Origin of the sequence: Pseudomonas kitaguniensis, assembly GCF_009296165.1 — a bacterium.
In the GTDB taxonomy this organism is placed as follows: Bacteria; Pseudomonadota; Gammaproteobacteria; order Pseudomonadales; family Pseudomonadaceae; genus Aquipseudomonas; species Aquipseudomonas kitaguniensis.
Genome location: NZ_VUAZ01000019.1, coordinates 13,094 through 25,196, shown reverse-complemented (window position 1 = coordinate 25,196; position 12,103 = coordinate 13,094). Strand labels below are relative to the sequence as shown.

The following is a 12,103-nucleotide window of genomic DNA, read 5'->3' as shown; positions in this document are numbered from 1 at the left end:
CCGAGAGGCAAGCGTCGTTATGGTGACCCCATCGGTCCCCCCGCAACGATTACCCGTGAACCTGGTCAGAGCCGGAAGGCAGCAGCCACAGCGGGAACATTGTGTGCCGGGGTGTGGCTGGTGGGGTTGCCTCCATAACGCTCTTCCTTGCTGCAACCCTCCTGTTTCAAATCAAAAAATCTCTCTTTCGTTCACCTGCCCAGTCTTGTTGGCAGCGCTGACGGCTTTGCGCTGGACAACCTCCAGCCGCCTGCTAGCTTCAATCATGCGTATTTTAAAAAAAACGTGGTGCTGGAGTAGTAAGGAAGTGATGGCGCCCATTTCTTGGACAAGGATGATTGCCATGAACAGCCCTCAAAGTTTAACCCCGCGCATCACTGCCTCAGTCGGCACCCTTGGCAAGGCGCGCAATGTGCCTGCCGATATTCAGTACATTCAGCGACTGTTTAATCTGATCACGCCCAAACCCGCTGTGCGCTTGCTGGAGAACGGCAAGTGCGACGCCCAGTTGGTGCGCCGCATCAGCGATTATCAGTTGAGTCGCCTCAATGTCAGTCGGCCCGACGGTGTGATTGACCCGGCAGGCCGCACGTTTAACAGCCTGGTTGAGGATATGCGCAAGGCGCAGGCGGGGGCTCAGGCGCCCGAAGGTCTGCCCCCGCCGGTTCAGCCTGAACCAGACAAGCGGCAGTTGGTCACGCGCGCCACCTGTGACGGTAGCGTGGTCCTCACCGGGGCTGACTTTCAGGGCGCCGCCGCGCAATTGGGCAATGGTATTTCGGTGAATCTCATCAAGGCGTTTGCCACGGTCGAATCGGGTGGGCGCTCAGGGTTCGGGCCAGCCAAAATGCCGGTGATCGCGTTTGAGGGGCACATCTTTCGCAAGTACACCCAGCGCAAGTACGACGCCAGCTATCCCTTGTTGTCGTACCCGTATAAAGAGCCGGCCGGCGCGCAATGGCGAGCCAATAACAAGGACCAGGCGAAGGCTTGGGCAACCCTGAGTGCAGCGTTTAACCTGGACCCGAACGCGGCGCTGATGTCGGCGTCCTGGGGCATGTTTCAGATCATGGGTTTCAACTTCGCCGCCTGCGGATACGCGTCCGTGGTCGAATATGTCACCGTGATGAAGGTCAATGCCGGCCAGCAATTGATGGCGTTCGTCGGCTTTTGCCGCAAGAACCCGGCGTTGGTCAGAGCCATGAAGAACAAGGACTATGTGGGCATGGCTTCCCTTTATAACGGCAAGGACTACGGCGACTACGACAAACGAATCAAAAAAGCCTTTGATGCGCTGGAGAAAAAATAGCCGCGCGGTAATGGCTGCTCGCAGTGTTGCGCCCCGCGTTGGTAACGGTCTCACCGGCAGCAACGCCGGATGGACAACCCAAAGCCGTCTTGTTAGTTTCCGCCAGCCACCTCTACCACGCCGCGCACCGGCTGCGGTCAGCCCTTGACGATGACGTACTCAGGCCCGCACCGCACTTGAAGGGAAAAATACTATGAGCCGTTTTCTAGCCATTGGCGTGTTGTCGTTGTGTGCCATGGTGCCTGCAGTGTCCGGCGCCGCCGAGTTGCATTCGGGCCAGTACGAAGGGCTGATGCTGGCGGTGACGCCCGAGCATCAGGTGGAGGGCTTTTACGCGCAAGAGATGGGCGAGGGTGTGAGCCGTAATTGCGCGTTCTACTTGCAAGGCAAGCCCGAAGCGCTGACTACCTGGCTCGACGAGGCCTATCCCGGCAGCGTGGCGGCGGCGTCCGAGGGCGTGACGTTGACGGTGGAGCAGGGGCGCCAGCATCCCGGCTGCTTCAGCGTATTGATGCCTGAAATTGCCAGCGGTCTGGAACTGACCCAAACCGTCGCCAGGCAATGGATTGGCCTTGTGACCGTGACTGCCGACAAGGCTCACCTGCTGGAAGCGCCAGGCGCCAACGCCGACAAGCGCCCGTATATCGTCAAGGGTGATGTAGTCGGTGTGCTGGCAGCCAAGGACGGCTGGGCGCAGGTTGAGTTCACCAATGCCAAGGGCCGTTCGTTCACCGGTTGGATCAGCCAGGATCAATACAACCGGGTGTCTGCGCCCAATAGCTGAGTAGCGCCTCGGGTTGCGTGAGCGAGCCGTGGATGCCGCAGTGTGCCAAGCACACCGCGGCGTTTTTGTATGTGTGGTTTACGCCTTGTTGCGGTTGAACAGCTTGCGGATCATTGCCAACAGCGCCACAACGCCGATCACGAGGAACTTCTTCGCAGCCAGCAGGAACAGGCCGATCTTGGCGAACAAACCCGCCTTTGCGGCGATACCGCCGGCCACCAAGGCCGCCAACCCATACGTGGCGAGTTTGTCGGTGCTCGGGTTGAAGTCGGTGTACAGGTTGCCGTCGGTGAAGTTGGTGAAGGCCAGCACCTTGGGCAACTCTTGCTTGATCACGGGCAGGTCGGCCATGGCGGCGACTGCGTTGAGTTCCAGCACGCCTTCACGGCCCAGCACGCGGATGCTGTAGTTGAGGGTGTTCTGGTTGGCGTCATCGGCTTTCAGTTCGCGCGCCCAGTACATTTTATGGGTGCTGTCATCGTAGTGCGGCGGCTCGGCCCAGCCCAGCAGGTGCAGGCCTGCGTAGCCTTGTTTCTGACGTTGCTTGTTGTCTTCGACGTCCTCTTCCTGCATTTGCTTGAGCATTTCGGCGTAGTCGATTTTCGCCGCATCCTCGTCGGAAACGTGGCCGTCGGCGTTGTAGCTGACGATCACGCCCCAGCCGCGCTCCGATAACGGGCTGACGGCCTTTGGCACGATCATGCCCAGCGTTTTGAAGCCGGGCGGGTTGCCCCAGCCATCGGTCAACAAGCGCTCGGTGTCGGCGGGGTCGAGGTAGTAAAACTCGTCGTTGAGCTTGAGGGTTGCAATGCCACTCGGCAGGGTGATCAAGCCGGTCTTTTGCTTGAGTGAACCGAGAAAGTGTTCGGCGGTTTCGGCCGGTGCACTGGCTTCAGCGGGAGCCGGTGCGGGTGCCGCGAAAGCGGGAGCGGCACACAGGGTGAGTGCGCTCGCCGCTATTAATAAGCGCAAGTAGTTCATGGTAGTCCCTTACATTTTGAATTAATTTCGCGGAAGAATAACGTAACGGGGTTGTTCTGCGTTAGCCGAAAGCCTCTCGGGTAAGCGTCGCGTCGCGCCGAGGGCGGCAAGCGAAAACATTCATAAAGCGCCAGAACGACGCGCCTGCACGCTGCGGGTTCAGGCCTTTGTGTGGCCAGCCAGCAGAGCCTGGTCAGATTAGACGAGCGTGCCGGATGCAATTTTCCCCTTGCTCCGCTAGCATTACCGGCTTCCGCTTCCCAGTTGCGACGGTTTTCGATGAGTTATCAGGTTCTTGCACGTAAATGGCGCCCGCGCTCGTTCCGCGAAATGGTCGGCCAGACCCATGTGCTCAAGGCTCTGATCAATGCCTTGGACAGCCAGCGGCTGCACCACGCCTACCTGTTCACCGGTACTCGGGGGGTGGGCAAGACCACCATTGCGCGCATCATCGCCAAATGCCTGAACTGTGAAACCGGTATCACCTCGACGCCCTGCGGCACCTGTTCGGTGTGCCGCGAGATCGACGAAGGGCGGTTTGTCGACCTGATCGAGATCGACGCCGCCAGCCGCACCAAGGTGGAAGACACCCGCGAGCTGCTCGATAACGTGCAGTACGCGCCGAGCCGTGGCCGCTTCAAGGTCTACCTGATCGACGAAGTGCACATGCTTTCCAGTCATTCCTTCAACGCGCTGTTGAAAACCCTGGAAGAGCCGCCGCCCTACGTCAAATTCATTCTGGCCACCACCGACCCGCAGAAGCTTCCGGCAACGATTTTGTCGCGTTGCCTGCAGTTCTCCCTGAAAAACATGACCCCTGAACGTGTGGTCGAGCATTTAACCCACGTGCTGGGCGTCGAGAACGTGCCGTTCGAAGACGACGCACTGTGGCTGCTCGGCCGCGCCGCCGACGGTTCGATGCGTGATGCCATGAGCCTCACCGACCAGGCCATCGCCTTTGGTGAAGGCAAGGTCATGGCCGCCGACGTGCGTGCGATGCTCGGCACCCTCGACCACGGCCAGGTCTTTGACGTGCTGCACGCGCTGATCGAAGGTGACGCCAAGGCGCTGCTTGAAGCCGTGCGCCATTTGTCGGAGCAAGGCCCGGACTGGAATGGCGTGCTCTCGGAAATCCTCAATGTGCTGCACCGTGTTGCCATTGCTCAGGCCTTGCCTGAAGGTGTCGACAACGGCCATGGCGACCGCGACCGCGTGTTGGCGCTGGCCCAGGCCTTGCCGGCCGAAGATGTACAGTTTTATTACCAGATGGGCCTGATCGGTCGCAGGGATTTGCCCCTCGCGCCGGACCCGCGCGGTGGCTTCGAAATGGTCCTGCTGCGGATGCTGGCGTTCCGGCCCGCCGATGTCGCAGACGCGCCGAGACAGCCGCTAAAGCCAGTGGGGATCAGCCAGGCCACAGTTGATTCCGCCCAACCAGTGGCTGGCACGGCGGCAGTCGCGCCAGTGGTTGCGACACCTGCGCCGGTTGCGCCGGTGCCTGAACCTGAACCTGCGCCTGTAAAGGTCGCGCCGGTAGTCGAACCGCAACCGGTCATCGAGCCCGAGCCGCAACCGGCACCTGTGGTCGACTTGCCGTGGAACGACGCCGCAGAGCCCGAAGCCGAGTTGCAGCCTTTCGTTGAGCCGGTGCTTGAGACCGCCGGTGAGCAGCCCGAACTGACGCCCATGCCGGCGCCTGCGCCAGACAGCGTAGTGCCGGCCGCGCCGGAATGGGTGTCTGCGCCGGTGCCCGAGCCAACCGTCGCGCAAGTCGACGCCGCCACGCCGGGCATTGATCTGGATGACGAGCCGCCACTGGACGAAGACTACATCGAGCCGGACATCGATTCGGCCTACAGCTACTTGGACGAGTTGGCCAGTGAACACGCTGCCGAGCCTGCACCCGAGCCCGAGGCGGAGCCCGCTGCAGCCCCGGCCACCGGCCTGGCGTTGCAATGGCTGGAGCTGTTCCCGAAACTGCCGATCTCCGGCATGACCGGCAGCATCGCCGCCAACTGCACCTTGATTTCGATTGAAGGCGACCACTGGTTGCTGCACCTGGACCCGGCCCACAGCGCCTTGTTCAACGCCACCCAGCAACGCCGCCTCAATGACGCCCTGAACCAGTACCATGCACGCACGCTGACCATTACCATCGAGTTGATCAAGCCCGAGCAGGAAACCCCGGCCCAGGCCGCGACTCGCCGGCGTATCAACCGCCAGCGCGATGCAGAAAACTCGATTCACGCTGATCCGCTCATCCAGCAATTGATGCAACAGTTTGGTGCGGTCGTGCGTGAGGATACTATTGAACCTGTCGAAGCCCCGGTGCCCCAAGCGTCATAACACCGGGCTACTAACTTGATCCACGTACTTTTGAGGTGATTCCCATGATGAAAGGTGGCATGGCCGGCCTGATGAAGCAGGCGCAGCAGATGCAGGAAAAGATGGCCAAAATGCAGGAAGAACTGGCCAACGCCGAAGTCACCGGTAAAGCCGGTGGCGATATGGTCAGCGTAGTGATGACCGGTCGTCACGACATCAAACGCGTGAGCATCGACCCAAGCGTATTGCCAGGCGCCAGTGAAGACGACCTGGAAATGCTCGAAGCGCTGTTCGCTGCGGCCGTCAACGACGCCGTGCGCAAGATCGAAGCGAACAGCCAGGACAAAATGTCCGGCGTTACTTCCGGCATGCAACTGCCGCCTGGGATGAAGCTGCCGTTCTGATGGGTTAGCTTGGCTACACTCGAATGCCAGGCCATGCGCCTGGCATTTTTGTTTCTGGCGTGAGCCTTCAGGCAAGAAGGACCCTCGCGATGCGCTTTCAATATGAACCCTGGCGCTGCGTGTACGGTCTGCACCCTATACCGATGAATTCGATAAAGGAGTCCTTTGATGTCTCAAGAAGCCATTTTGAACCAGCGTATTGTCCTGGTTTCACGCCCTCAAGGCGCGCCGACCCCGGAAAACTTCCGCCTGGAGCGCGTCAACTTGCCGGAACTGGCTGAAGGCCAAGTGCTGCTGAAAACGCTGTACCTGTCCCTCGACCCCTACATGCGTGGGCGCATGAGTGACGCGCCGTCCTACGCCGCGCCGGTGGAAATCGACGAGGTGATGACCGGTGGCGCTGTCAGCCGTATCGAGCAGTCACGCCATCCGAAATTCGAAGTCGGTGACCTGGTGGTCGGCTCCACCGGTTGGCAGACCCACAGCATTTCTGACGGCCGTAACTTGATGCCGGTGCCCAATGGCTTGGCCAGCCCGTCGATGGCGCTGGGTGTGCTGGGCATGCCGGGCATGACCGCCTACATGGGCCTGATGGACATCGGCCAGCCCAAAGCTGGCGAAACCCTGGTGGTGGCGGCAGCGTCCGGTGCCGTGGGCTCGGTGGTCGGGCAGGTGGCCAAACTCAAAGGCCTGCGCGTAGTCGGTATTGCCGGTGGCGCCGACAAGTGCCGCTATGTGGTCGATGAGCTGGGCTTTGATGCCTGCGTGGATCACAAAAGCGACGATTTTGCCAACGAGCTGGCCGCAGCGTGTTTCAACGGTGTGGACATCTACTATGAAAACGTCGGTGGCAAAGTGTTTGACGCCGTGCTGCCGCTGCTCAACGCCAAGGCGCGGATTCCGTTATGCGGGCTGATCGCCGGTTACAACGCGCATGAAGCCCCGAGCGGCCCAGACCGTCTGCCGGCGCTGCAACGCACCTTGCTGACCAAGCGTGTGCGCATTCAGGGTTTTATCGTGTTCGACGACTACGGCGACCGCCAGCCCGAATTCCTCAGCGCCATGGCGCCGTGGGTGCGTGATGGCAAAATCAAGTTCCGCGAAGACGTGGTCGACGGGCTGGAACAGGCGCCGGAAGCCTTTATCGGTTTGCTTGAGGGGCGCAACTTCGGCAAGTTGGTGGTGCGCGTCGCGCAGGATTGATCATTTGACGCTAAACCGGGGCGCGGGTATAAACCGCGTCTCGTTGTTTTGCCGGACCTTTGCCCATGAGCTTCAGCCCTCTGATTCGTCAATTGATCGACGCCCTGCGCACCTTGCCAGGCGTGGGTCAGAAAACCGCCCAGCGTATGGCGCTGCAACTGCTGGAGCGTGATCGCAGCGGTGGCACACGGTTGGCCCAAGCGTTGAGCCAGGCGATGGCCGGCGTAGGCCACTGCCGCCAGTGCCGCACCCTCACCGAAGAAGACCTTTGCCCGCAATGCGCCGACCCACGCCGCGACGATACGCTGCTGTGCGTGGTCGAAGGGCCGATGGACGTGTACGCGGTGGAGCAAACCGGTTACCGCGGGCGCTATTTTGTGCTCAAGGGGCATTTGTCGCCGCTCGACGGGTTGGGGCCGGAAGCTATCGGTATTCCACAGTTGGTGGCGCGGATTGAAGCGCAGGGCACGTTTACCGAAGTGATCCTGGCCACCAACCCGACAGTGGAAGGCGAGGCGACCGCGCATTACATCGCGCAGTTACTCAGCAACAAAGGCCTGATCACTTCGCGCATCGCCCATGGTGTGCCGTTGGGTGGCGAGCTGGAGTTGGTCGATGGCGGCACCTTGGCGCACTCGTTCGCCGGGCGTAAGCCAATCGCGCTCGGATAGTTTGGATTCACTGTGGCGAGCGGGTCCACCTGCCACAGAGAGGCCAGGCAGCCGCTTATCGTTCAGTCAGCGCAAACTGCGTCAGGCAAAACGTCGGAATGCCCATGTCTTGCAGGCGCTGTGAGCCGCCCAGTTCCGGCAGGTCGATGATTGCAGCCGCTTCGAAGATCTTCGCGCCCATGCGCCGTACCAGGTTGGCAGCGGCGATCAAGGTGCCGCCTGTCGCAATAAGGTCATCGAACATCAATACCGAGTCGCCTTCGCACAGGCTGTCGGCGTGTACTTCGAGGAAGGCTTCGCCGTATTCGGTCTGGTAACCCTCGGCCAGCACGTCAGCCGGCAGCTTGCCTTGCTTGCGGAATAGGATCAGTGGTTTGTTGAGTTGGTAGGCGATGATCGAACCGATCAAAAAGCCCCGCGCATCCATCGCGCCGATATGGCTGAAGTCGGCCTCGACGTAGCGTTGCGCAAAGCTGTCAGCCACCAGGCGCAGGGCACGGGGCGATTGGAACAGCGGCGTGATGTCACGAAAGATCACCCCAGGCTTGGGGAAGTCGATGACAGGGCGAATCAAGGATTTGATGTCGAACGAGTCGAAGGTCATCGTCGAAGAGTCCTGAAGGCGGAAAACGGACTCGAAGTATACCTGCGGCCTCGCCGATTGGCTCGGCCGCAAGTGTCTGGATCAGCCGTCGAGGGTGCCGCCGGCCAGGGCACACAACTGGATCGGGTCAAGGATATGCACTTCCTTGCCTTCAGCGGCAAGCAACTCATTCTGCTGAAAACGCGTGAACACGCGCGACACGGTTTCCACCGCGAGGCCCAGGTAATTGCCGATTTCGTTGCGCGACATGCTCAGGCGGAACTGGTTGGCCGAGAAACCACGTGCGCGGAAACGCGCCGACAGGTTGACCAGAAACGTGGCGATGCGTTCGTCGGCGGTTTTTTTCGATAACAGCAACATCATCTGTTGGTCGTCACGAATCTCGCGGCTCATCACGCGCATCAGTTGGCGACGCAATTGCGGCAACTGCAGGGCTAATTCATCGAGGCGCTCGAAGGGGATTTCGCACACCGAGGTGGTCTCCAGGGCCTGGGCCGACACGGGGTGAATGTCGGTGCCCATGCCCGACAATCCGACAAGCTCGCTGGGCAGATGGAAGCCGGTGATCTGTTCTTCGCCGCCGTCGCTCAGGCTGAAGGTCTTCAACGCGCCCGAACGCACTGCATAAACCGAGTCGAATTTGTCACCTTGGCGGAACAGAAACTCGCCTTTTTTCAGCGGGCGACCGCGTTTAACAATTTCGTCCAGCGCATCCATGTCTTCCAAATTCAACGAAAGTGGCAGGCAGAGGGGGGCGAGGCTGCAATCCTTGCAGTGAGCCTGGCTGTGAGCGCGCAGTTTGACTGGCTCGGACATTTCTTGAATCCTTGTGGTGAAACACACATAAGACGTAAGGGTAACGCACCGAGGGTGGATCAGGCCAGCGTGTACAAAAAAGCAACAACGGTATAAATATTTATGTATCGAGGCCGATACAGTTGGCATATCTATTCAACGGAGCCTGAATCATGTCTGTTATAGCCGCCTACACATCGGCCATCCGCGTACCTTACGTGCCGGACGCCAAGCCGGTTGCCGAGACCGAAAAACAAGCCTCAAGCACCGCGCTGGCGCCTGAAAGCCCAGCGGTGGCGGTGACTATTTCCGCCAATGCATTCAAGGCCGCGGGTTCGGCCAAAAGTGCCAATGCCGATATCGACGACAGCGGCCTGGCCGATAACGTCAAGCAAGTGCTGAAAATGATCCGTCAATTGAAGCAGCAGATCGCCGAGAAACAGGCTCAACTGGCTGCCGTTGCGGCCAACAGCAGCCTCTCTCCGGAAGAGGCGCGGATCAGAACCAGTGCACTTCAAGGTGAAATCAGCATGCTGCAGGCTGGGCTGATGACCGCCCAGACCTCGCTGGCAAAAGCCATGAAAGGCATGAGCGCTGAGGACTCGATGAAGGTTGCCTCGTTGTCGATGTGATCAGATCACCCGTGAGAATCGCTGCCGGTTCTGGTGCTCCAGGTAGGCATCGAACACCATGCACACCGAGCGCACGAGCAGGCGCCCGGCGGGCAGTACGCGAATGCCCAGTGCATCGAGTTCGATCAGGCCGTCTGCGGCCATCGCCTCCAACTGCGGCCACAGCGCATCGAAGTAGCCACGAAAATCGATGTTGAAAGCTTGTTCGATCCGCTCGAATCCCAGGCTGAAGTTGCAGATCAACTGCTGAATCACTTCCCGGCGTAACCGGTCATCCGTGGTGCACACCCAGCCACGGCTGGTGGCCAGTTGCGCGCCGGCGAGGGCGTTCTGGTAGTGATTAAGGTCACTGCTGTTCTGGCAGTACAGGTCGCCAATCTGGCTGATCGCCGACACGCCCAGCCCAATCAAATCGCAATGCCCGTGGGTGGTGTAACCCTGGAAATTGCGTTGCAGCGTGCCTTCTTCCTGGGCGATCGCCAGCTCGTCATCCGGCAGCGCGAAGTGGTCCATGCCGATGTAGCGGTAACCGGCTTGGGTCAACTGTTCGATAGTGGTTTGCAGCATCAACAGCTTGGTTGCCGGGGAGGGCAGGTCGTCGCTGTTGATGCGCCGCTGAGGCATGAAGCGCTCCGGCAGGTGCGCGTAGTTGAACACCGACAGGCGATCCGGTTGCAGGCTGATCACCTCCTCGACCGTGCGCGCGAAGTTGATCGGCGTTTGCTTGGGCAGGCCGTAGATCAGGTCGATATTGATCGAGCGAAACTGCAGGGTGCGTGCCGCGTCGATCACCGCGCGGGTTTCTTCCAGGCTCTGCAGGCGGTTCACCGCACGTTGCACCTCGGGGTCGAGGTCCTGCAGGCCGATGCTGACGCGGTTGAAGCCCAGTTCACGCAACAGGCCCATGGTCGCCCAGTCGGCTTCGCGCGGGTCGATTTCGATGCCGTAGTCGCCGGAGTCATCGTTAAGCAAATTGAAGTGCTGGCGCAGCCGGGCCATCACTTGGCGCAGTTCGTCGTGGCTGAGGAAGGTGGGCGTGCCGCCGCCAAAATGCAACTGCTGCACCGTTTGTTTCGGGTCGAGGTGGCAGGCCACCAGTTGGATTTCCTGCTCCAGGCGCTGCAGGTAGGCATGGGCGCGGCCGCGGTCTTTGGTGATGACTTTGTTGCAGGCGCAGTAGTAACAAATGTTCGCGCAGAACGGCACATGCACGTACAGCGACATTGGCCGTGCCGCCTTGCGGCTGTCGCGCAGGGCATGCAGCAGGTCGAAGGTGCCGACCTGGCTGTCGAATTGCACGGCCGTGGGGTAGGACGTATAGCGCGGCCCCGCCAAGTCGTAGCGGTGAATCAGATCAGTGTCCCAACGAATGGCGTCGAGCATGCGGGCGGTCCCCCGGATAGGCTAGGAGGCCGAGTCTAGGCGTGCGTGGGCGATGGCATGTTGACTTGCATCAACGGGGAGCGGCGCTATGCCACACCGCGATTTAATGACCCATCAGCCAGTGTTGATGCGGGCCGGGCAAGGTCCACAGACCAAACACGATCACCAGCAACCCGCCGGCCACACGCACACTTCGTCGACGCAATAACGCGGTGACGCGTTCGGCGGCCAAGCCGGTGGCGAGCAACACCGGCCAGGTGCCCAGCCCGAACGCGAGCATCAGCACTGCGCTGTGCAGCGCGTTGCCCTGGCTCGCCGCCCACAGCAGCGTGCTGTAGACCAAACCGCACGGCAACCAGCCCCAAAGCGCACCCAGCAACAGGGCGCGGGGCAGGCTGCTGACCGGCAGCAAACGGTTGGCGACCGGCTGCAGGTGCCGCCACAGGCCGCGGCCGAGGCGTTCTATACGCGTAAGGCCGCTCCACCAGCCGGCCAGGTATAAACCCATGCAAATCAGCAGCAGCCCGGCCAGCACGCGCATAAACAGGGCCGCAGGGCTGTTGGCGACGGCCCAGCCGGCCAGCCCGATCAATAACCCGGCCGTGGCATAGCTGAGGATGCGCCCCAGGTTGTACGCCAGCAGCAGGCGAAACTTTCGGCGGCTTTGCGCTTTGGGAATCGCCAGCGTCAGCGCGCCCATCAGCCCGCCGCACATGCCCAGGCAATGGCCACCGCCCAACAGGCCGAGGATCAAGGCCGAGACCAGCAGCGGCGCGAGCTCAAGCATGCGGCGGATCTTTGCGCGGTTGCTCGGCGCCGTTGGCCTGGTCGACGGCGGCCAAGTGGTTCGGGTCTTGATCGTCAAACAGCACGCTGTGGGCAGGGCCGTCGAGGTCATCGTACTGGCCGCTGTCCACCGCCCAGAAGAAGACGTAAATGGCCACGCCCACCAACAGCAGCGCCGCCGGAATCATTACGTATAGCGCTGGCATCTGCACTCCAGGCCCGCGCG

14 protein-coding genes and 1 other RNA gene are annotated in these 12,103 nt (G+C 60.9%); 8 read left to right on the top strand and 7 right to left on the bottom strand.

The features are described from left to right. Positions 1 to 29: 29 nt before the first annotated feature. An RNA gene (ffs, locus tag F0169_RS03825) (signal recognition particle sRNA small type) lies at positions 30 to 126 on the top strand. 45 nt (positions 127 to 171) lie between these two features. Here ffs and F0169_RS27305 read toward each other — a convergent pair. Further along, positions 172 to 345, bottom strand: coding sequence for a hypothetical protein (locus F0169_RS27305; RefSeq protein ID WP_172979319.1), 174 nt, complete (start codon positions 343 to 345; stop codon positions 172 to 174). Between F0169_RS27305 and F0169_RS03820 the strand changes: the two genes are divergently transcribed. Further along, positions 344 to 1,309 carry an N-acetylmuramidase family protein gene (locus F0169_RS03820; protein WP_152745636.1) on the top strand — a complete coding sequence of 322 codons (966 nt, stop codon included), beginning with the start codon at positions 344 to 346 and terminating at the stop codon, positions 1,307 to 1,309. The two genes, F0169_RS27305 and F0169_RS03820, sit on opposite strands and share 2 nt — an antisense overlap. Before the next feature lie 193 nt (positions 1,310 to 1,502). Beyond that, positions 1,503 to 2,093 carry an SH3 domain-containing protein gene (locus F0169_RS03815; protein ID WP_152745634.1) on the top strand — a complete coding sequence of 197 codons (591 nt, stop codon included), beginning with the start codon at positions 1,503 to 1,505 and terminating at the stop codon, positions 2,091 to 2,093. Positions 2,094 to 2,171: 78 nt separating this feature from the next. Here the strand turns inward: F0169_RS03815 and F0169_RS03810 are convergent, their stop codons facing one another. Then, positions 2,172 to 3,074 (bottom strand): DUF2167 domain-containing protein, encoded by a 903-nt coding sequence (locus tag F0169_RS03810; RefSeq protein ID WP_152745632.1) that lies wholly within the window; start codon positions 3,072 to 3,074, stop codon positions 2,172 to 2,174. A gap of 279 nt (positions 3,075 to 3,353) precedes the next feature. Between F0169_RS03810 and dnaX the strand changes: the two genes are divergently transcribed. The 4 genes from dnaX to recR all read left to right on the top strand — a co-directional run bounded on the left by dnaX (position 3,354) and on the right by recR (position 7,677). After that, positions 3,354 to 5,420: a DNA polymerase III subunit gamma/tau gene (gene dnaX / locus F0169_RS03805; protein WP_152745630.1), complete on the top strand. Its 2,067-nt coding sequence runs from the start codon at positions 3,354 to 3,356 to the stop codon at positions 5,418 to 5,420. Between the two features lie 44 nt (positions 5,421 to 5,464). Next, positions 5,465 to 5,803 carry a YbaB/EbfC family nucleoid-associated protein gene (locus F0169_RS03800; protein WP_058412239.1) on the top strand — a complete coding sequence of 113 codons (339 nt, stop codon included), beginning with the start codon at positions 5,465 to 5,467 and terminating at the stop codon, positions 5,801 to 5,803. A 168-nt stretch (positions 5,804 to 5,971) separates the two neighbouring features. Further along, positions 5,972 to 7,006 carry an NADP-dependent oxidoreductase gene (locus F0169_RS03795; RefSeq protein ID WP_152745627.1) on the top strand — a complete coding sequence of 345 codons (1,035 nt, stop codon included), beginning with the start codon at positions 5,972 to 5,974 and terminating at the stop codon, positions 7,004 to 7,006. 65 nt (positions 7,007 to 7,071) lie between these two features. After that, a complete protein-coding gene (recR, locus tag F0169_RS03790) occupies positions 7,072 to 7,677 on the top strand; it encodes a recombination mediator RecR (protein ID WP_152745625.1) in 606 nt (201 codons plus the stop codon). Positions 7,678 to 7,732: 55 nt separating this feature from the next. Here the strand turns inward: recR and F0169_RS03785 are convergent, their stop codons facing one another. Together F0169_RS03785 and fnr are read right to left on the bottom strand one after the other, a co-directional pair. Beyond that, a complete protein-coding gene (locus F0169_RS03785; protein WP_083357366.1) occupies positions 7,733 to 8,281 on the bottom strand; it encodes an adenine phosphoribosyltransferase in 549 nt (182 codons plus the stop codon). A gap of 81 nt (positions 8,282 to 8,362) precedes the next feature. After that, positions 8,363 to 9,097 carry a fumarate/nitrate reduction transcriptional regulator Fnr gene (fnr, locus tag F0169_RS03780; protein WP_058412235.1) on the bottom strand — a complete coding sequence of 245 codons (735 nt, stop codon included), beginning with the start codon at positions 9,095 to 9,097 and terminating at the stop codon, positions 8,363 to 8,365. Between the two features lie 152 nt (positions 9,098 to 9,249). Here fnr and F0169_RS03775 point away from each other — a divergent pair, with 152 nt between their 5' ends. Beyond that, a complete protein-coding gene (locus F0169_RS03775) occupies positions 9,250 to 9,708 on the top strand; it encodes a FlxA-like family protein (protein WP_122249746.1) in 459 nt (152 codons plus the stop codon). Here the strand turns inward: F0169_RS03775 and hemN are convergent, their stop codons facing one another. From hemN to ccoS, 3 genes are all read right to left on the bottom strand, one after another. Continuing rightward, complete coding sequence (gene hemN / locus F0169_RS03770) at positions 9,709 to 11,091, bottom strand: oxygen-independent coproporphyrinogen III oxidase (protein WP_152745623.1); 1,383 nt, start codon at positions 11,089 to 11,091, stop codon at positions 9,709 to 9,711. Between the two features lie 103 nt (positions 11,092 to 11,194). Next, complete coding sequence (locus F0169_RS03765; protein ID WP_152745621.1) at positions 11,195 to 11,878, bottom strand: sulfite exporter TauE/SafE family protein; 684 nt, start codon at positions 11,876 to 11,878, stop codon at positions 11,195 to 11,197. Further along, on the bottom strand, positions 11,871 to 12,083 hold the full coding sequence (gene ccoS / locus F0169_RS03760) for a cbb3-type cytochrome oxidase assembly protein CcoS (RefSeq protein ID WP_058412231.1): 213 nt from the start codon (positions 12,081 to 12,083) through the stop codon (positions 11,871 to 11,873). Before ccoS ends, F0169_RS03765 begins: the two co-directional genes overlap by 8 nt. Positions 12,084 to 12,103 lie beyond the last annotated feature (20 nt).